The sequence below is a fragment of the Sphingopyxis sp. PET50 genome, assembly GCF_025244705.1.
GTDB lineage: Bacteria > Pseudomonadota > Alphaproteobacteria > Sphingomonadales > Sphingomonadaceae > Sphingopyxis.
This window is the reverse complement of the sequence record NZ_CP104207.1, coordinates 2024013-2041741: the sequence shown is the minus strand read 5'-3', so window position 1 is coordinate 2041741 and position 17729 is coordinate 2024013. Positions and strand designations below refer to the sequence as shown.

Sequence of the window (17729 nt, the reverse complement as noted above, 5' to 3'; positions counted from 1 at the left end):
CTGTGCAATACGCTTGGGTTTGCGGCACAACATCCCCATAGCTGGAACACGGCAAGCGGGAGAGACGCTTTGGAGAAACGGAGAGAGGGCGAACCGACGGAGACGCCCGGGCCGCAGCCCATCGAGGCGGACGAGCGCTATCGGCGGCTCGTGGCGGGCCGGTCGCGTTTCGCCTGGACGCTCACATGCGTCATGCTGGCGATCTATTTCGGCTATATCCTGCTGATCGCCTTCGAACCGGAGATGCTCGCCCGTCCGCTCGGTTCGGGCGTCACCTCGCTCGGCATTCCGCTCGGGATCGGCGTGATCCTCGCGGGCATCCTCCTCACCGCCGTCTACGTCCGCCGCGCGAACAAGGTCTTCGACCGCGACCTCGACGCGCTACGCAAGGATTATGGGGCATGAGCCGCTGGCCCGTGACGCGCACCGCGCTGATCCTCGCCGCGCTCGGCTGGCCTGCGATCGCCGTGGCCGACGCGCTCACCGGACAGACCGAGCAGCAGGCGGCGAACTGGCCCGCGATCCTGATGTTCGCCGCCTTCGTGCTCGCGACGCTCGGCATCACGCGCTGGGCGGCGCGGCGGGTACGCAGCGCGTCCGATTTCTACACCGCGGGCGGGGGCATCACCGGCTTTCAGAACGGGCTCGCGATCGCCGGCGACTATATGTCGGCGGCGTCCTTTCTGGGCATTTCGGCGCAGATCTTCGCCGACGGTTACGACGGGCTGATCTATTCGACCGGCTTCCTCGTCGGCTGGCCGATCCTGCTTTTCCTCCTCGCCGAGCGGCTCCGCAATCTCGGCCGCTACACCTTCGCCGACGTCGCGAGCTTCCGCTTCGCGCAGACCCCTGTGCGCCTGTTCGCGGCGTTCAGCACGCTCGCGGTCGTGCTCTTCTATTTGATCGCGCAGATGGTCGGCGCGGGGCAGCTGATCAAATTGCTGTTCGGGCTGCCCTACAGCTATGCGGTGCTGATCGTCGGGGCGCTGATGACCTGTTATGTGCTGTTCGGTGGCATGATCGCGACGACCTGGGTCCAGATTATCAAGGCGGTGATGCTGCTCGGCTGCGCCAGTTTCATGGCTTTCGCGGTGCTGTGGAGCTTCGGCTTCTCGCCCGAAGCGCTGTTCGCCAAGGCGGTCGAGATCAAGACCGGCCTCGCCGCGGCAGGCGGCGCGGCGCCCGGGGAAGCGGCGGCGAAGGGCCTGTCGATCATGGGGCCGGGCGGGTTCATCAAGGACCCGCTGTCGGCGATCAGCTTCGGCATGGCGTTGATGTTCGGCACAGCGGGGCTGCCGCACATATTGATGCGCTTCTTCACCGTCCCCGATGCGAAGGAGGCGCGCAAGTCGGTGCTGTGGGCGACCGGCTGGATCGGCTATTTCTATATCCTCACCTTCATCATCGGCTTTGGCGCGATCACCTTCGTCGCCTCGAACCCCGATTATCTGATGCCCGACGGGACGCTGAAGGGCGGCGGAAACATGGCCGCGATCCATCTCGCCGCGGCGATCGGTGGCGACCTTTTCCTCGGCGTGGTCAGCGCGGTCGCCTTTGCGACGATCCTCGCGGTGGTGGCGGGGCTGACGCTGTCGGGGGCATCGGCGGTGTCGCACGATATCTACGCCTCGATCGTCAAGCGTGGAGAGGCGAACTCGGCCGACGAACTCAGGGTGTCGCGCATGACCGTGCCGGTGCTGGCAATCCTCGCGATCCTGCTCGGCATCGCGTTCGAGAAGCAGAATGTCGCTTTCATGGTAAGCCTCGCCTTCGCGCTCGCGGCGTCGGGCAATTTCCCGGTGCTGGTGATGTCGCTGCTGTGGCGTGGCTGCACGACGCGCGGCGTCGTCGTCGGCGGATTCGCGGGTGTGGCGCTGGCGCTGGTGCTGACAATCCTGTCGCCGCAGCGATATGGGAAGCCGTACTCGGTTATCCGGACGCGCCATTCCCCTATAGCTCGCCGACGCTCTTTTCGATGCCTAGCCGCCTTCCTTGCGATCTGGCTGGTTTCGCTTGCCGACGGCAGCGGGCGGGCGGCGGTCGATCGTGCGGGCTATCCGGCGCAGCGCGTCCGCGCCGAAACCGGTATCGGCGCGGCCGGCGCCTCGGCGCACTGACCCGCATGGTCCTGGCTCCAGCCGGTTCCGCCGCAGCCGGTCCGGCCGGCCGCTTCGCCGGTGTCGAGCTGGGCGGGACCAAGGTCGTCGTCACGCTCGCTGACGGTCTCGACATCGTCGAACGGCACAGTCTGCCGACGACAAACCCTGGCGACACGCTGGGCGCCGCTGTCGACATGCTCGCGGCCTGGGACGCCCAGGCTCCGCTGGCGGCGATCGGTATCGCCAGCTTCGGCCCGATCCGTCTCGATCCGGCTGCGGCGGATTATGGCACGATGCTCGCAACCACCAAGCCGGGGTGGGCCGGCGCGGGCGTCGTGGCCGCCTTCGCGTCGCGCTTTGATTGTCCGGTCGCGCTCGACACCGACGTCAACGGCGCGGGCATCGCCGAAGCCGCGCTCGGTGCCGGGCAGGGGTGCCGGACCATCGTCTATCTGACCATCGGCACCGGGGTTGGCGGAGGCGTCATTGTCGACGGTTGGCCGGCGCCGGGCCGCTTCCACCCCGAAATCGGCCATTTGCGGCTGCGCCGTGCCGATGGCGACGGTTTCGCGGGCACCTGTTCCTTCCACGGCGATTGCATCGAGGGGCTGATCAGCGGTCCGGCGCTCCGGGCGCGCTTCGGGCGCGATCCCGCGACGGTCGATCCCGTCGATCCGGCGTGGGACATGGTCGCGTCGGACCTCGCTGAATTGTTCGCCGCGCTGATGCTCACCCTGTCGCCGGACCGTATTGTCGTCGGCGGCAGCGTTGCCCTCGGCCAGCCCGATCTGGTGGCTCGGGCCACCCGCCTCGCGGGCGAAACACTGGCAACCTATATTGGCGATTATGACGTTGCGGCTTTGTCGTGTATCATCGGTCCGCCAATGCTGGGGCACGATGCTGGTCCGCTCGGTTCGATTTTGCTGGCGATTCGGGCATCGCAATGCGGGACACCCGGTGTCACAACAGGCTTGCGTTCGGCCGCCCTTCGTGATTCACGGGGGTGAGAGCATAAAATCGGGTCGGCTTCCGCCGATGGCATCGCAGCGAGCGGAGACTAGGAATGACGGGACATGGCATCCGGATGGACAATGGGGGTGGCCCGCCAGCGCGGCCCCAAGGCCCGCGGCAGCGCTGCGCGCCACCCTTAACACCTAGTTAGTCAGCTTGATTTCAACCGGTGATGTACTATTCCCGACCCGTGCAAGGCGATCCCGACAATTACCTCAGCCTGCTGTCTGCCGCGCAAATCGAAACGTTGCGGCATGTTTTCGAGCACAAAAATTCCAAGGAAATCGCGCGGCTGATGGACGTGTCGCCGCATACAGTCGACGAGCGCGTGCGGCGCTCTCTAAAAAAACTCAATGTTTCCAATCGTGTGGAGGCCGCAACGATATTGGCTCGTAACGGTGTCTTCGATGATGTTACCCCTTATCAGCCTTTGACATATCAACCGCTTCACCTTTCCGGAGAGCCGCGCGCCGACGAAGGCGAGCCGGGGCAACGTTCGGTCTGGCAGATTTTCAACATCGGTCTGCCGTTCCCGACCGCGTCCCAGCCGACCAATCGGCATGGGTTGATGGAAAGGATTATCTGGCCGATCTTGATCGCCTTCGTGACGATTTTGGCCTTTTCCGCTCTTTATTCGATCCTTGTCGGACTCGGTCGGTTGACCTGACGTTCGAACCGAATGCTGCGGGGGGAACCGGTGGCATTCTCTTACAAGGACCAAAGAAAATGCTGAATCAACGACTCTCCGGTGCGCACAAGATCGCTTCCGAACTCCACCAGGCCGAAGACGCCATCGACGAGGTGATGATCCGCATCGCCAATCTCGCCGCGACGCTGCCCACCGTGCGCCGCGACACCAATATGTCGGCGATCGTCGGCCAGGAAGCAATGGCGAAGGTCGCCCACGCGCTCGCCGCCGCCGGCGAGGTCCGCCAGCTGCTTACCGACGCGCATCTCGCGCTCACCGTGACCCAGAAGCAGGTCGGTCTCGGCACCCGCATGTTCGGTGCCGGCGTGAAACCCGCCAGCGCGTCGTTGGACGAAGGCGACAACAACAGGGGTGCCGCGGAAGTCGTTGAAATGCCGCTGGCCAAGGCGTCGTAAGAACCAAGGGAAGGTTGACGAAAGCCACATGTGGGCCGTTGCGATCTATTACGGTGTATTGCTGATCACGGTGGCCGTCGCGATGAGGCGCGGCGGCCCCCTCGAACGATGGGCGGCTTATACCGCACTGATCGCATCGGTCTGCTCCACTTTGGTGTCACCCGTTCCGGAATGGACAAATATCGAAATCAATATCTTCGTCATCGACCTCATCGTTCTGATAAGTTTCTGGTATATCGCTTTCAAAACAGAGCGTTTCTGGCCCTATTGGATCACGGGCTGGCAACTGATCGCGATTTTCGGACACCTGCAGAAGCTGATGTTTTCGGAGATATTGGCGCGTCCCTATTCGCTGCTTTCGATATATGTTTCCTACCCGATCCTGCTCGTCATCATGTACGCGGCGGGATCGACAAAAAGGACAGGTGACGTGAGGGCCGCCGCATAGCGGAGGCTCGGGGGTCCCAGCCAATGCAGCAATTTTCGAATGCCGAAATTGCCGAAATCAAGTCGCGGATCGACCAGATTCAGGAAATGCTGGCGATCGGCGGCGGCGCGCCGCCCGCGAGCGCGTCGCAGCCGGATCGTATCGACGCGCCGGTGCCGAGCCTGATCGAGCAGCTCAACTTCAGCCTCCAGATGCGGCGCACGCGCAAATCGCACTTCGGCAGCAATCAGCTGACCGGACCCGTGTGGGACATGCTGCTCGACCTGATGCTCGCGAAGACCAATGACCGCGAACTTAGCGCCAGCGATCTTGCGACCGGGGCCGGTGTGCCGCTGTCGTCGGGGCTGCGCATGATCGCGATGCTCGAACAACTGGACCTGGCGGAACGCTTCACCGACCAACGCGACCGCCGCCGTTCGATCGTGCGGCTGACCCCCAACGGCGTCGACAGCATGACGCGCTATTTCGAAAAAATCGGTCACGCGTGGGTGAGCCATCACCGTTACGCGATGTGATTCCGGGCGGCCGGTAGCGGGCGATAGCAGACAAGAGCGATCCTCCCCCAACGGGGGAGGGGGACCACCCGAAGGGTGGTGGAGGGGTACAGGAGGTCCAAGCCGCGCCAGACCTCAATGCCCTCGGTTCCGGACGAATCTGTGCTGCACGACCTCACCGGCAAGGCAAACCGCCTGTACCCCTCCACCAGCTTCGCTGGTCCCCCTCCCCGTGCCGGGGAGGATCGGCAGCATCTGCCCACCATCCCAAGCACCGGGTCAATCGAGCTCGGTGGCCTCGCGCAGCATGCGGTCGATGCGGGCCATCGCCTCGCGCTTGATCTGGCACACCCGGGCCGCGCTGACATCGAGCGTCAGGCCGATTTCCTGCAAATTCAGCTCCTCGAAGAAATAGAGCTGCAGCACCAGCTGCTCGCGTTCGGGCAACCGGGCGATGCACGCGCCGAGCGCTTCGAGCAGGTCGTCCCGCTCGCAGCGGTCGTCGGCGCCGTCACTCTCGTCGGCGAGCAGGAAGCTGCCCTCGTCGATCATCGCGTCGAGCGAGGTCGAGCGTCCGTGCGTCGCGCTGCGCTCGAACGCGAAATATTCCTCCGCCGACATGTCCAGCGCCTCGGCCATTTCGGCGGTCGTCGGCGCGCGCATCAGACGTTGCTCAAGCGCCGCGCGGACGCCCGCGATCCTTTTGCTCGCGATCATCGCCGATCGCCCGACATCGGCCTCGCGGCGCAACTGGTCGATCATGGCGCCGCGGATGCGGGTGGAAGCATAGGTGGCAAAGGCGAAACCGCGCTCCTCATAATGGCGGCTGGCCTCGATCAGCGCGATCAGCCCGACCTGCACCAGGTCGTCGAGGTCGCTCGTGCGCGCGACGCGCGAAAACACCTGCCAGGCGATCTTGCGCACCAGCGGCGCATATTCCGCGATCAGCGCCTCGACGCTGGTGCCATAGCCCTGCGGCGATGCGGCGCGCGCCGCCGCGCCGGTGAATTGCTCGGCGGGCTCAATTCTCATGATGATGATCCCTCATCTGGTCGGTGCTTTCGTCGGCAAGCCGCGGCACGTCGGCGCCGATCGTCGCAACGATCTCGGTCGCCTTGGTCGCGGGAATTTCGAGGTAGGAAATGACCGCGACGTCGGGGAATGTCGCGCGGACGAGCCGCGACAGCGCAGGGCGGCAGATCGGCGACGCGACGAGCGCGAAGCTGCGGGTCGACAACAGCAGCGGTTCGACCGCCTGGCCGATCTGCTCGACGATCTTCATCGCCATGCCATGTTCGAACGGCCAGTCGGCACCTGGATTGGCGCGCACCGCCTGGTTGAGCAGCATCTCGATCTCGGGCGTGAAGGTGACGACGGGCAGCGGCATCCGGCTCGGCACGATCGTCTGGACGATCAGCGCGCCGATGCGCTGGCGCACCGCCTCGATCAGCTCGCTCTCGCCGAGCTGCTGGCCGACGAAGGCGACCATCGCCTCGGCGATCTTGCGGAAATCGCGCAAGGGGATGCGCTCGACCAGCAGCGCCTTGCACAGGCTGGCGACGCGCGGCAGCGCATAGCCCGTGGGGGTCAGGCTGGCGGTAAGCTGCGGATAGTGGAGCTTCAGATTGTCGACCAGCGCCTGCGCATCGTCGATGCCGAACAGGTCCGAGGCGGCGGCGACGATGCTGTTGTTGAGGTGCGTCGCGACGACGGTCGCCGGATCGACGACGGTGTAGCCCGCCGCGATCGCGTCATTCTGCGACGCGCGCGGGATCCACAGGGCATCGAGCCCGAAGGTCGGATCCTTGCACGGGCGCCCCGCGACCTTGGTGACGAGATCGCCCGAATCGAGCGCCAGCATCTCGTTCGGAAACACCTCGTCCTCGCCGACGATCACCCCGGCGACCGAGATGCGGTAGACATTGCCCGGCAGCGACAAATCGTCGCTGACCTTCACGGCGGGGATGACGAAGCCGAGTTCCTTCGAAAGCTGGCGGCGGATGCCGGTGATCCGGCCCATCAGCGGCGCGCCCTTGCGTTCGTCGACCAGGCTGACGAGGGCATAGCCGATCTCGAGCTGGCACGGGCTGGATTCGCTGACGTCGGCCCAGTCGATCAGATGCGGGTCGCGCGCGGGTGCGGCGGGTTCGGGCGCCGCGGCGAGCGCAGCGGCGGCCTTGCGAAGCTGCCAGCCCATCGTCAGCGCCAGCGCCGCGGCGGGCAGGATCAGCATCTGCGGCATCGCGGGGACGAGGCCGAGAACGAAAAGGACACCGCCGACCGCAAACCAGATGTGCGGCGCGGCGAACTGGCTGCCGATCTGGCCCGACAGATTGTGGGGCGAGGTGACGCGGGTGACGATCGCGGCGGCAGCGATCGACAGCAGCAGCGCGGGGATCTGCGCGACGAGCGCATCGCCGATCGCCAGCGTGACATAGGTGCTGCCGGCTTCGGAAAAGCTGAGCCCGTGGCTGAACACGCCCAGGATCAGCCCGCCGACGATGTTGACGAACAGGATCAGCAGGCCCGCGACCGCGTCGCCCTTCACGAATTTCGACGCACCGTCCATCGAGCCATAGAAATCGGCCTCGGTCGCCACGTCCTGGCGCCGCGCCTTCGCTTCGTCGGGGGTGAGCAGCCCGGCGTTGAGGTCGGCGTCGATCGCCATCTGCTTGCCCGGCAAGGCGTCGAGGGTGAAGCGCGCCGACACTTCGGACACGCGCCCCGCGCCCTTGGTGATGACGACCATGTTGATGATCATCAGCACCACGAAGACGAACAGGCCGACGACATAGTCGCCGCCGATCAGCACCTGCCCGAAGGCCTCGATGACATGCCCCGCCGCATGGGTGCCTTCGTGCCCATGGACGAGCACGACGCGCGTCGAGGCGACGTTGAGCGCCAGCCGGAACAGGGTGGTCAGCAGAAGCACGGTCGGGAAGGCCGAAAAGTCGAGCGGCTTGGCCGCCGACAGCGCGACCATCAGCACCGCGAGGCTGATCATGATGTTGGCGACGAAGCTGATGTCGAGAACCAGCGGCGATACCGGGATCACCATCAGCGCGACGAGGATCAGCATCCCCGCCGGCAGCGCGGCGGCTCCGGCGAAACGCCCGGCATCGCGCGTCGTGAAGCCCAGCTTCATGCGGTGCCTCCCAGCGAGGCGAGGCGCTGATAGGCCTGGGCGGCGAAGCCCATCGACAGTTTCCTGGGCATCGGTTCGATATCCATCATCGGAAGCGGCGGGCGCCCGCCCTGGGTGCCGCTCGCTCTCGCCATGCGCATGCTCCAGCCGGGCGCGGGGGCGGGGCTGCAGCTGGCGCCGCCGGGCGGGAAGCCGGGGGCGTCGCCCGCGTCGAGCTTGGCGCGAAAGCGTTCGCGAATGTCGTCGAGGCTGCGCATGCTGCCGTCGCTGGCATAGAAGATCGAGCGGTTGGCGGCGGCGGCGTCGGGCAGCATCGGCGCCGCGGCCTGACCGGGATCGGCGGCCCAGGCCGACAGGAATTTGACCGCGCCGCCGCTCCCCAGGAAATGGGCGAGATACAGGTCGACGGGTTCCGCGGCGCGGCCTGTGCGGCTTTCGAGATAGGCGCGATTGTCCGACGTGAAGGCGGCGGCCATCGCGGCGGCGGCGGCGGGGTCGTCGCGCAGGTCGTAGATCTGCTGGCGCAGCGCGGGGTCGGTAACGACCAGCCGGCCCGATGCGTCGCGGCCGATCGCGTCGGCGGCCCATGCCAGCCCATGGTCGGCGCCATGGCGATCGAGCGTCGCCAGCCAGGTGGATTTGGTGAACTGATATAGGCCGCGCGCCGACGAGGTCGAAGCCTGAGCGGTTGGATTGAACCCGCTCTCCACGCGCGCGACATCGACCAGATAGTCGAAATCGATCCCGGTGCGGCCCGACGCATCCTGCACCGCCGCCATCACGGGGGATGCGGCGATGCCGAGCTGCACTGTTGTTGATCGTCGTCATGGCGTTTGGTCCCGATGCATTCGGGGAACCAAAAGCAATCATCGTGCCATTCCGACGGAATGAACGGGTTTTCGTGGTTAATTAATAGCTTAGGGCGATACCCTGCGGAGCAGTGCCGCGGATCTGGTGGTTCCTGTCAATCCGCTGACGCGTCCAGTCCTTCAGGACGTTGACCCTGATCGCCGCGGCTTCCAGCTTGCGCAGCACGCGCTCGATCAGCAGTCGCGCATGCTCTTCGCGTCCCGGCGGAACCTGGGTGTTGCGGAACAGGATCACCGCGGTTGCCAGTGCCTCGGTCGCGGCGATGATCGCTCCCGCGTCATGCCCGTCGAGCGCGGCGACCAGCGCATCGAGCTGCGCCTGCACCTCTTCCATCTGCATCTTCATGCGTCGGTGCCACGCCCGTGGAATTGCAGCATCGCGCGCGCGGTGGCGGCGGGATCGAGCCGATAGCTGCCGTCGGCGATCGCGCCGCGCAGCGCCGCGACGCGCGCGCCGTCGACCGGCACGGGCTGGCCGGCGATGCCGGCGGCGAGGGTGATGAGGCTGGCGACCGGAACCGCTTCGGCTGCCGGCCTGGCCGGTGCGGAGGTGGGTGCGGATTCGGCGGCGGCGCCTGCGAGCTTGCGCACGGCGCCGATGCGCACGACGTTGCCGACCTGCAGCCCGATCTTGCCGTCTCCCGTCATGTGCGCCTCCTTTCCATGGGCCGTCAGAAAAACGACGGCCTCTTCGAAGGGACTTAACGGACGCAAAACGGGGCGATTAAGCGGTCAGGATCAAAAAACCAAAGAAAAGGCCCGGCGGCGTCGGGAAATCGACAGCCGCCGGGCCAGGGCAGGGTAACTTTTTAAAGCCCCTCCCCTGAAGGGGAGGGCGTGATCTCTGTCAGTCCACCAGCCGCGCGCGTCCGGGGCCGGTGACGACGGCGCTGAGCATGCTTTTCGCATCGCTGCCGCGCAGCGCGATCAGGTCGCCGACGCGACCGTCCTGCGTCGCGGTGGCGGCATAGCTGATCGAAAAGCTTTCGGTGTCGATCGTGACGCGGACATTGTCGCCGCGGCGGACGACGGGGGCTGCGGCAGCGGGCTTGGCGACGAAGCCGCCCGCGGTGCTCGCGCCGGCGGGAGCCGTCATCGGCACGCGCAAGCGCCAGCCGAGCGAGGGGCAGCGGACGGCGAGCGCCTGGCTGTCGATCGCGGTCACCGTCGCCTGTTCGGGGCAGCGGGCGAGCTTGATCCGGCGGTCGATCGGCGTCGCGGTGCGGCCCATGGCGTTCGCCACCATGGCGGTCAGCACGTCGATCGTCTGCCAGTCCTCGCTGGCCTGCTGCGCCGATGCGGCGGGGACGCAGGCCACGAAAGCGGCGGCACTCATGATGATCTTGCGGTTCACGACCCATCTCCTTCGGTCCAAAATGGTCGCCCGCAGGATTGCAGGATGCGTGCCAGTCGCGCTTTGCCGCCGCTTTGGACGCGCCAGGCAGCCGGATTGTCAAAAATCTGACCCTCGTCTCGATACCGGCGTCGTCCACGTGTCGAAACCTCCGGAAAGCGGCTGAAAAGGCGGCGCAATTACGATTTGGCACGCCCATTGCATCACTCCTTGGTGTTTTCGCGCGTCTGCGCCGGTCCGCCGGTTCGAACGCCGAAAGAGGGATCCGTCGCCGGAGGGCGACAAGCGAAGGAATGGCCACGATGGCATCAGAGAAGCTCTTCGGCATCCATGCCAATGCGCTGCAGCTGCGCAGCCAGCGGATGATGCTGCTCGCGTCGAACATCGCCAACGCCGCGACGCCGAACTACAAGGCGCGCGACCTCGACTTTTCGAAAGCGCTCGATCTCGCGCGGCAGGGCGGCAGCCTTGAAGGCGCGATCGAATATCGCGTGCCCGTGCAAGCGTCGCTCGACGGCAATACCGTCGAAATGGCGACCGAACAGACCGCCTTTGCCGAAAATGCGCTCGCCTATCGCTCCAGCCTCTCTTTCCTCTCGGGCCGCGTCAACACGCTGACCCGCGCGCTGAAGGGCGAATGACGATGAACGGTTCGCTCTCGGTCTTCGACATCAGCGGCCGCGCCATGTCGGCGCAGCTGGTGCGGCTCAACACCACCGCGTCGAACCTCGCCAACGCCGGCACCGTCGCGGGCAGCGAGGCGACCGCCTATCGTTCGATGAAGCCGGTGTTCCGCACCGTCATGGACGAAGGCGGCCGCGCCACCGTCGCGGTCGACCAGGTCACCCAGACGAAAATGGCGCCGACCAGGAAGCACGACCCCAACAATCCGCTGGCCGACGCCGACGGCAATGTCTGGGAAGCCGCGGTCGATAGCGCCGCCGAGCTGATCGAGATGGTCGAGACCGCGCGCCAGTATCAGAACAATGTCCAGGTCCTCGAAACCGCCAAGGGCCTGATCAACGAAACCCTCAGGATGGGACAGTAAGATGGCCGTGAACAGCGTCACCAACACCAGCAATGTCGTGATCCAGCCCAAGGGCAGCGCGAACCAGATGGGGCAGAGCGATTTCCTGCGCCTGATGACCGCACAGCTCAGCCAGCAGGACCCGTTCAACCCGGTCGATAACCAGGCGATGGTCGCGCAGATGGCGCAATTCTCCAGCCTCGCCGGGATCACCGAGACCAACTCCACGCTTCAGCAGATTTCCGAACAGCTCACGGCGCAGACCCGGCTGCTTCAGGACATCAAGGCGGCGACCACGCCCGCCGCCGCCACCGACACCACCACGCAGGAAGGGTAACGCCATGTCTTTCTATACCTCGCTTTCGGGCCTCAAGGGCGCGCAGACCGAAATGTCGGTCGTCTCCAACAACATCGCCAACGCCGGCTCGATCGGCTTCAAGCGCAGCAAGGCGCAGTTCGGCGACATCTTCGCCGCCTCGCCGAACCAGTCGACCAAGACGGTCGCGGGGCAGGGCACGCGCCTCAACGGCATCACCCAGCAGTTCACGCAAGGCTCGTATGAAGCGAGCGAAAAGACCTTCGACATGGCGATCATCGGCGACGGCCTGTTTGTCGTGAAGGGCGAACCGCCGCGCAATCAGGTCACCTATACCCGCAACGGCGCCTTCTCGCCGCTCGAGGACGGCCGCGTGGTCGACTCGACCGGCGCGACGCTGCAGCTGCTGCCCGTCGACGCCGACGGTAACGTCACCAGCCGCGATCTTGCCTCGACGACCGATTTCGTCGTGCCGCAGCATGTCGCGGGCAATCCCGACGCCGCGGTCGTCAACGTCTCGATCGGCCTCGACGGCCTCGCCACGGCGACCTTTGCCGATGGCTCGAACCAGGTGCTCGGCAAGATCGCGATGGCGACCTTCCCCGCGATGGAGGGCTTGCGCCCCGTCGGCGACGCGCATTGGCAGGCGACCGGCGAAAGCGGCCAGCCGACGATCGACGCCGCGACCAACGGCCCGATGGGCACGATCCAGTCGGGCGCACTCGAACGCTCGAATGTCGATATCACCGAGGAACTGGTGATGCTGATCGCCGCGCAGCGCAATTTCCAGGCGAATGCCAAGGCAATCGAGGGCGCGTCGGCGCTGACCCAGACGATCATCGGCCTTCGCTGATTAGCTGCGACTAGCCGCCTGCCGGGAGCACTCCTATGGACCGCGTCATCTATACCAGCCTCACCGCGATGCGGGGCAGCATGGCCCGGCAGACGGCGATCGCCAACAATCTCGCCAACGCGCAGACGCCCGGCTTCCGAGCGGATCTGGCCGAGGCGCAGTCGCTGTGGCTGCACGGCAGCGGCGTCGGCGGCCGTGCGGTGTCGTCGGAGGAAGTGGTCGGGGCCGACATGCGCGCCGGCACGATCACCGCGACGGGCCGCGACCTCGACATCGCGATGGCCGGCGACGCGATGCTCGTCGTCCAGGCGCCCAACGGCGAGGAAGCCTATACCCGCCGCGGCGACCTTCAGCTCTCGTCGAGCGGTTTGCTGACAACGGGTGACGGCCATCCGGTGCAGGGCTCGCAGGGCCCCGTCACCATTCCGCCCGCGGATTCGATCAGGATCGACGAGCAGGGCCGCGTCTTCGTGGTGCCCGCTGGCGGCGATCCCGAAAATCCGCAGGAGGTCGACCGGCTGCGCCTCGCGACCACCACCGGCTCGGACATCGTCAAGGGGCTCGACAACCTCTTCCGCGTGAAGGGCGGCGGCATCCTGCCCGACGATCCCGAAGCGCGCGTCGTTACCCGCTCGATCGAGGGCTCGAACGTCACCGCGACGACCGCCCTCGTCGACATGATCGAGGCCAGCAAGGCCTGGGATTCGCAACTCAAGCTCATCAGCGACGCCCGCGACATGGACAGCGCGACCGCGAACCTGATGGCGCTGCCCCGTTAAGGAGATAGAATATGAGCTACGGTGCCCTGCACGTCGCGCGAACCGGTCTGGATGCCCAGGGCTTCCGGATGCAGGTGATTGCGAACAACCTCGCTAACGTGAACACCACGGGCTTCAAGCGCGACCGCGCCAATTTCGAGACGCTCGGATACCAGATCATGACGCAGGCGGGGGCGCCCTCGTCGGCCGAAAACCGCTATGCGACCGGCCTCAACCTCGGCACCGGCGTCGAACTCGCCGGCACCTCGCGCATGGATACGCAGGGCACGCTGCAGACGACGGGCAACGCGCTCGACGTCGCGATCGAGGGGGCGGGCTACTTCCAGATCCAGATGCCCGACGGGCGCATCGGCTATACCCGCGCGGGCAATTTCAACCGCTCCCCCGACGGCACGATCATCACGCCCGACGGCAAGCCGATCCAGCCGCAGATCCAGATCCCCGAGGATGCCACCGGCATCGCGATCGGCGCCGACGGCACCGTCTCGGCGACGATCGCCGGGCAGGCCGAGGCGACCGAGCTTGGCCGCATCGAAATCGCGCGCTTCGCCAACCCCTCGGGGCTGCAGGCGATCGGCGACAATATCCTGATGGAGACCGCTTCCTCGGGCGCGCCGCTGGTCGGCGCGGCGGGCGAGGAAGGCCGCGGCACGCTGCGCGGCGGGATGCTCGAGGGATCGAACGTCAATGTCGTCGAGGAACTCGTCGACATGATCGAGACCCAGCGCGCCTATGAGGTCAATTCGAAGATGATCCAGGCCACCGACGAGATGCTGAAAAATGCCACGCAAACTCTCTAAGGCCGCCTTGCTGATCCTGCTCGCCCTGCCCACCGCGGGCGAGGCGAAGAAGGAGAAGATCGCGCCCGACGCCTTTTCAGTCACCTTGCCCGATCCGGCGCCGTGCGGCGCCGGCCGGCAAATGGCTCGATCTTTCAGGGCGGCTATGTCGCGCTGACCTCGGGCGCGCGCGCCGGGCAGGTCGGCGACATCCTGACGATCCAGCTCGTCGAGCGCACCATCGCGTCCAAGAGCAACAGCGCGGGAACGACGCGCGACGGCAACATCGGCCTGACCCCGCCGACCACCGGCCCCTTGTCGCTGTTCGATCCCAGCGACGTCGCGATGGGCGGCGGGTCGCAGTTCAAGGGCAAGGGCGATGCCGCGCAGTCGAACATGCTGTCGGGCGAAGTCACCGTCACCGTCGCCGCCGTCTATCCGAACGGCACGATGCTGGTGAAGGGCGAGAAGCTCATCACGCTCAACCGTGGCGACGAACGCGTCCAGATCGCGGGACTCGTCCGCTCGGCGGATGTCAGCCCCGACAACCGCGTCCTGTCCACCCGCGTCGCCAACGCCCACATCCGCTACACCGGCAAGGGCGAGATCGCCCGCGCCAGCCAGCAGGGCTGGCTGCAACGCTTCTTCTCGATCATCAGCCCGTTCTGACAGACACGAAGGGACCAACTCCGTGCCCATGCGAAACGCCATCCTCACCCTCTTTGCCCTGCTCGCCGCGAGCTTCGCCTTCGCCGCGCCGGCGCAGGCCGAGCGGATCAAGGACATGGGCCAGTTCCAGGGCCTGCGCGCCAACCAGCTCACCGGCTACGGCATCGTCGTCGGCCTTGCTGGCACCGGCGACGACAGCCTCGATTATTCGACGCTCGGCATGAAGGGCGCGGTGCAGCGTTTCGGCCTGACCCTGCCGCCGGGCGTCAATCCGGCGCTCAAGAACGCCGCCGCGGTGATGATCACCGCGGAACTGCCGCCCTTCGCCAAGCCCGGCCAGCGCCTCGACGTCACCGTCTCGGCGATCGGCAAGGCCAAGAGCCTGCGCGGCGGCACGCTCGTGCTCGCGCCGCTCTATGGCGCTGACGGCCAGATTTACGCGATGGTGCAGGGCAATCTCGTCATCGGCGGGCTGGGCGTCGATGCCGCCGACGGGTCGAAGCTGACGGTGAATGTCCCGTCGAGCGGCCGCATCGCGGGCGGCGCGACGGTCGAGCGCGCGGTCGATACCGGCTTCGCCAGCAGCGAGATGCTCACCTTCAACCTCCACCAGTTCGACGCCACCAATGCGAAGAGCGTGACCGACGCGATCAACGCCGCCATGCCCGGCACCGCGACGATGATCGACGGCGCCAGCATCGCGATCCGCGCCACCGGCGGCGGCGACGAACGGATGAGGCTGATGTCGCGGATCGAGAATCTGGGCGTCCAGCGTACCGATCCGCCCGCCAGGGTGATCGTCAACGCGCGTACCGGCACGGTGGTGATCAACGGCGCGGTGCGTGTCGGTACCGCCGCGGTGGCGCAGGGCAAGCTGACCGTCGCGATCAAGGAATCGCCACGCGTCGTCCAGCCCGAACCCTTCAGCCGCGGCCAGACCGCGGTCGAGCAGTCGAGCGACATCGACGTGAGCGAGGAATATCGCCCGGTGATGATGGTCAAGCCGACCGCATCGCTGTCCGAACTGGTCGATGCGATCAACCGCATGGGCGTTCCCCCCGGCGACCTTGTCGCCATCCTCGAGGCGCTGAGCCAGGCCGGCGCGCTCACAGCCGAGCTGGTGATCATATGACGACGCCCATCTCCTTCTCGCCGGCGACAGCCGGCGCCCGCGGCGGTCGGCGGCGGCGGCGACGGACTGCGCAAGGCGGCCGAGGCTTTCGAGGCGGTGATCCTGCGCCAGCTGCTGGCCTCGATGCGGCAGGCGAAGCTCGGCGACGATATCTTCGGGTCGAGCGCCACCGACAATTTCCGCGAAATGGCCGACGCCAAGACCGCCGACAGCATCGCCGCGATGCGCCAGTTCGGCATCGCCGATATGGTCGAGCGCCAGTTCCGCGGCGTCGCGGGCAGCGGTCCCAGCGGCCTCGGCGGAGGCGTGCAATGACCGATCTTCTCAGCATCGGCGCCAGCGGCCTCAAGGCTTATTCGCGTGCGATGTCGACCGTCGGCGACAATATCGCCAACGCCCAGACCCCGGGCTATGCCCGCCGCACGCTGGCGCTGAAGGAAATGGCGAGCGGCACCGAATCGGCGCTGGTCGGCCGCAACGTCAGCCCCGGCGGGGTGACGATCCGGGGGATCACCCGCTCGGTCGACAAATGGCTGATCGAGGATGCGCGGACCTCGGCGGGCGAGGCGCAGCGTGCGGCGACGCGCGCCGACTGGATGACCAAGGTCGAAAGCGCGCTGAGCGACGACGCCAACGGCATTTCGACCAACCTGACCAAATTGTTCACGACCGCCGACCAGCTCACCGCCGATCCCAACAACGTCACCCTGCGGGCGCAATTCCTGCAATCGGCCGCCGATGTCGCAACGGGTTTTCGCACCAGCGCTGCCCAGCTCGATTCGATGTCGCAGGGCGTTTCGGACGCGGCGCAGGCGTCGGTCGCCGACCTCAACACCGATCTCGACGCGCTCGAAAGCGTCAACGCCGGGTTGCGCAAGGCGCGCGCGGGCTCGACCAACGAAGCGAGCCTGCTCGACGAACGCGACCGGCTGATCGACCAGATCGCGTCGCAGATGCCGGTGACGGCCAGTTTCGACGACAAGGGCGCGGTGACGCTGCGCGCCGCCGGATCGGGCGACATGCTGGTCGGCAATGCCACGGTCACCCATGTTGCGGTTACTGTGGCGGCGGACGGCCAGCTGGGCTTCTCCGCCGGCGGCGCTGCGATCGATCCGGCTTCGGGCAATCTGGCGGGGCTCGGTCAGGCGGCCGATCATATCGCCGATCAGCGGGCCGGGCTCGACGCCGCGGCGGCGCAATTCGCCGGCCAGCTCAATGCCGCGCACCAGGCGGGGACCGATGCCAACGGCAATGCCGGCCAGCCGCTTTTCACCGGCGCGACCGCGGCAACGTTGACCGCGACATCGCTTTCGGCTGCCCAGGTCGCCGCCGCGAACGGCAGCGGGACCAACGGCAATATGCTCGCGATCGGTGCGATGCGCGGCGCCGACGATCCCGAGGCGGCGTGGACCGCGCGGCTTGCGTCGCAGGCGCAGGCGACCGCCTCGGCGCGCGCGCAGGACGCCGCGGCGACGACACGCGCCGACGGGGCGATCGCGGCGCGCGACAACGTCAGCGGGGTCGATCTCGATCAGGAAGCCGCCGACCTGCTGCGTTTTCAGCAGGCTTATTCCGCCGCCGCGCGCACCATTCAGGTCGCACGCGAAACGATGCAGGCGCTGCTGAGCGCGATCTGAAGGGACGGGAACG

General features: G+C 66.6%; 23 protein-coding genes. 17 read left to right on the top strand and 6 right to left on the bottom strand.

Features of this window, described 5'->3' with window-relative positions:
• Window positions 1-69 precede the first annotated feature (69 nt).
• The 7 genes from N0A20_RS10795 (at window position 70) to N0A20_RS10765 (ending at window position 5177) form a co-directional block, all read left to right on the top strand.
• Window positions 70-405: a DUF485 domain-containing protein gene (locus N0A20_RS10795; RefSeq protein ID WP_260580429.1), complete on the top strand. Its 336-nt coding sequence runs from the start codon at window positions 70-72 to the stop codon at window positions 403-405.
• On the top strand, window positions 402-2117 hold the full coding sequence (locus tag N0A20_RS10790; protein ID WP_260580428.1) for a cation acetate symporter: 1716 nt from the start codon (window positions 402-404) through the stop codon (window positions 2115-2117). The genes N0A20_RS10795 and N0A20_RS10790 overlap by 4 nt, the downstream gene beginning before the upstream one ends.
• A gap of 5 nt (window positions 2118-2122) precedes the next feature.
• Window positions 2123-3106, top strand: coding sequence for an ROK family protein (locus N0A20_RS10785; RefSeq protein WP_260580427.1), 984 nt, complete (start codon window positions 2123-2125; stop codon window positions 3104-3106).
• 176 nt (window positions 3107-3282) lie between these two features.
• The gene (locus tag N0A20_RS10780) at window positions 3283-3777 is read left to right on the top strand and encodes a response regulator transcription factor (RefSeq protein WP_260583898.1); all 495 of its coding nucleotides are present in this window, start codon (window positions 3283-3285) and stop codon (window positions 3775-3777) included.
• A gap of 59 nt (window positions 3778-3836) precedes the next feature.
• A complete protein-coding gene (locus N0A20_RS10775; RefSeq protein WP_260580426.1) occupies window positions 3837-4214 on the top strand; it encodes a hypothetical protein in 378 nt (125 codons plus the stop codon).
• 28 nt (window positions 4215-4242) lie between these two features.
• Complete coding sequence (locus tag N0A20_RS10770) at window positions 4243-4662, top strand: hypothetical protein (RefSeq protein WP_260580425.1); 420 nt, start codon at window positions 4243-4245, stop codon at window positions 4660-4662.
• Window positions 4663-4685: 23 nt separating this feature from the next.
• On the top strand, window positions 4686-5177 hold the full coding sequence (locus N0A20_RS10765; RefSeq protein WP_260580424.1) for a MarR family transcriptional regulator: 492 nt from the start codon (window positions 4686-4688) through the stop codon (window positions 5175-5177).
• A 258-nt stretch (window positions 5178-5435) separates the two neighbouring features.
• Here N0A20_RS10765 and N0A20_RS10760 read toward each other — a convergent pair whose 3' ends face one another.
• From N0A20_RS10760 to N0A20_RS10735, 6 genes are all read right to left on the bottom strand, one after another.
• Entirely contained in the window at window positions 5436-6188 is a 753-nt protein-coding gene (locus N0A20_RS10760) for a sigma-70 family RNA polymerase sigma factor (protein WP_260580423.1), read from the bottom strand.
• Window positions 6178-8301, bottom strand: a complete 2124-nt coding sequence (gene flhA / locus N0A20_RS10755; RefSeq protein WP_260580422.1) for a flagellar biosynthesis protein FlhA — start codon at window positions 8299-8301, stop codon at window positions 6178-6180. The genes N0A20_RS10760 and flhA overlap by 11 nt, the downstream gene beginning before the upstream one ends.
• A complete protein-coding gene (locus N0A20_RS10750) occupies window positions 8298-9110 on the bottom strand; it encodes a lytic transglycosylase domain-containing protein (protein WP_260580421.1) in 813 nt (270 codons plus the stop codon). Before N0A20_RS10750 ends, flhA begins: the two co-directional genes overlap by 4 nt.
• A 100-nt stretch (window positions 9111-9210) precedes the next feature.
• Window positions 9211-9516 carry a hypothetical protein gene (locus tag N0A20_RS10745; protein WP_260580420.1) on the bottom strand — a complete coding sequence of 102 codons (306 nt, stop codon included), beginning with the start codon at window positions 9514-9516 and terminating at the stop codon, window positions 9211-9213.
• Entirely contained in the window at window positions 9513-9818 is a 306-nt protein-coding gene (locus N0A20_RS10740) for a flagellar biosynthesis anti-sigma factor FlgM (RefSeq protein WP_260580419.1), read from the bottom strand. Before N0A20_RS10740 ends, N0A20_RS10745 begins: the two co-directional genes overlap by 4 nt.
• A gap of 199 nt (window positions 9819-10017) precedes the next feature.
• Window positions 10018-10524 carry a flagella basal body P-ring formation protein FlgA gene (locus N0A20_RS10735; RefSeq protein WP_260580418.1) on the bottom strand — a complete coding sequence of 169 codons (507 nt, stop codon included), beginning with the start codon at window positions 10522-10524 and terminating at the stop codon, window positions 10018-10020.
• A gap of 302 nt (window positions 10525-10826) precedes the next feature.
• Here N0A20_RS10735 and N0A20_RS10730 point away from each other — a divergent pair, with 302 nt between their 5' ends.
• The 10 genes from N0A20_RS10730 to flgK all read left to right on the top strand — a co-directional run bounded on the left by N0A20_RS10730 (window position 10827) and on the right by flgK (window position 17716).
• Entirely contained in the window at window positions 10827-11165 is a 339-nt protein-coding gene (locus N0A20_RS10730; RefSeq protein WP_260580417.1) for a flagellar basal body protein, read from the top strand.
• Window positions 11162-11572 (top strand): flagellar basal body rod protein FlgC, encoded by a 411-nt coding sequence (gene flgC / locus N0A20_RS10725; protein WP_260580416.1) that lies wholly within the window; start codon window positions 11162-11164, stop codon window positions 11570-11572. Before N0A20_RS10730 ends, flgC begins: the two co-directional genes overlap by 4 nt.
• Window position 11573: 1 nt before the next feature.
• Window positions 11574-11888, top strand: coding sequence for a flagellar hook assembly protein FlgD (locus N0A20_RS10720; RefSeq protein ID WP_260580415.1), 315 nt, complete (start codon window positions 11574-11576; stop codon window positions 11886-11888).
• 4 nt (window positions 11889-11892) lie between these two features.
• A complete protein-coding gene (locus N0A20_RS10715) occupies window positions 11893-12720 on the top strand; it encodes a flagellar hook-basal body complex protein (RefSeq protein WP_260580414.1) in 828 nt (275 codons plus the stop codon).
• A gap of 35 nt (window positions 12721-12755) precedes the next feature.
• A complete protein-coding gene (locus N0A20_RS10710) occupies window positions 12756-13499 on the top strand; it encodes a flagellar basal body rod protein FlgF (protein ID WP_260580413.1) in 744 nt (247 codons plus the stop codon).
• An 11-nt stretch (window positions 13500-13510) separates the two neighbouring features.
• Window positions 13511-14299, top strand: coding sequence for a flagellar basal-body rod protein FlgG (gene flgG, locus N0A20_RS10705; RefSeq protein ID WP_260580412.1), 789 nt, complete (start codon window positions 13511-13513; stop codon window positions 14297-14299).
• Window positions 14300-14401: 102 nt separating this feature from the next.
• Complete coding sequence (locus N0A20_RS10700) at window positions 14402-14947, top strand: flagellar basal body L-ring protein FlgH (protein WP_260580411.1); 546 nt, start codon at window positions 14402-14404, stop codon at window positions 14945-14947.
• Between the two features lie 28 nt (window positions 14948-14975).
• The gene (locus N0A20_RS10695) at window positions 14976-16079 is read left to right on the top strand and encodes a flagellar basal body P-ring protein FlgI (RefSeq protein ID WP_260580410.1); all 1104 of its coding nucleotides are present in this window, start codon (window positions 14976-14978) and stop codon (window positions 16077-16079) included.
• A 96-nt stretch (window positions 16080-16175) separates the two neighbouring features.
• Complete coding sequence (locus N0A20_RS10690) at window positions 16176-16394, top strand: rod-binding protein (protein ID WP_260580409.1); 219 nt, start codon at window positions 16176-16178, stop codon at window positions 16392-16394.
• Window positions 16391-17716: a flagellar hook-associated protein FlgK gene (gene flgK, locus N0A20_RS10685; RefSeq protein ID WP_260580408.1), complete on the top strand. Its 1326-nt coding sequence runs from the start codon at window positions 16391-16393 to the stop codon at window positions 17714-17716. Before N0A20_RS10690 ends, flgK begins: the two co-directional genes overlap by 4 nt.
• Window positions 17717-17729 lie beyond the last annotated feature (13 nt).

What these genes read in the sequence shown, in the direction of transcription:
- N0A20_RS10760 (WP_260580423.1), bottom strand. Translation starts at nt 6,188, where the DNA reads ATGAGAATTGAGCCCGCCGAGCAATTCACCGGCGCGGCGGCGCGCGCC.
- N0A20_RS10745 (WP_260580420.1), bottom strand. Translation starts at nt 9,516, where the DNA reads ATGAAGATGCAGATGGAAGAGGTGCAGGCGCAGCTCGATGCGCTGGTC.
- N0A20_RS10765 (WP_260580424.1), top strand. Translation starts at nt 4,686, where the DNA reads ATGCAGCAATTTTCGAATGCCGAAATTGCCGAAATCAAGTCGCGGATC.
- N0A20_RS10775 (WP_260580426.1), top strand. Translation starts at nt 3,837, where the DNA reads ATGCTGAATCAACGACTCTCCGGTGCGCACAAGATCGCTTCCGAACTC.
- N0A20_RS10740 (WP_260580419.1), bottom strand. Translation starts at nt 9,818, where the DNA reads ATGACGGGAGACGGCAAGATCGGGCTGCAGGTCGGCAACGTCGTGCGC.
- N0A20_RS10780 (WP_260583898.1), top strand. Translation starts at nt 3,283, where the DNA reads ATGTACTATTCCCGACCCGTGCAAGGCGATCCCGACAATTACCTCAGC.
- N0A20_RS10770 (WP_260580425.1), top strand. Translation starts at nt 4,243, where the DNA reads ATGTGGGCCGTTGCGATCTATTACGGTGTATTGCTGATCACGGTGGCC.
- N0A20_RS10720 (WP_260580415.1), top strand. Translation starts at nt 11,574, where the DNA reads ATGGCCGTGAACAGCGTCACCAACACCAGCAATGTCGTGATCCAGCCC.
- flgG (WP_260580412.1), top strand. Translation starts at nt 13,511, where the DNA reads ATGAGCTACGGTGCCCTGCACGTCGCGCGAACCGGTCTGGATGCCCAG.
- N0A20_RS10695 (WP_260580410.1), top strand. Translation starts at nt 14,976, where the DNA reads ATGCGAAACGCCATCCTCACCCTCTTTGCCCTGCTCGCCGCGAGCTTC.
- flhA (WP_260580422.1), bottom strand. Translation starts at nt 8,301, where the DNA reads ATGAAGCTGGGCTTCACGACGCGCGATGCCGGGCGTTTCGCCGGAGCC.
- flgC (WP_260580416.1), top strand. Translation starts at nt 11,162, where the DNA reads ATGACGATGAACGGTTCGCTCTCGGTCTTCGACATCAGCGGCCGCGCC.
- N0A20_RS10790 (WP_260580428.1), top strand. Translation starts at nt 402, where the DNA reads ATGAGCCGCTGGCCCGTGACGCGCACCGCGCTGATCCTCGCCGCGCTC.
- N0A20_RS10730 (WP_260580417.1), top strand. Translation starts at nt 10,827, where the DNA reads ATGGCATCAGAGAAGCTCTTCGGCATCCATGCCAATGCGCTGCAGCTG.
- N0A20_RS10715 (WP_260580414.1), top strand. Translation starts at nt 11,893, where the DNA reads ATGTCTTTCTATACCTCGCTTTCGGGCCTCAAGGGCGCGCAGACCGAA.
- flgK (WP_260580408.1), top strand. Translation starts at nt 16,391, where the DNA reads ATGACCGATCTTCTCAGCATCGGCGCCAGCGGCCTCAAGGCTTATTCG.
- N0A20_RS10710 (WP_260580413.1), top strand. Translation starts at nt 12,756, where the DNA reads ATGGACCGCGTCATCTATACCAGCCTCACCGCGATGCGGGGCAGCATG.
- N0A20_RS10785 (WP_260580427.1), top strand. Translation starts at nt 2,123, where the DNA reads ATGGTCCTGGCTCCAGCCGGTTCCGCCGCAGCCGGTCCGGCCGGCCGC.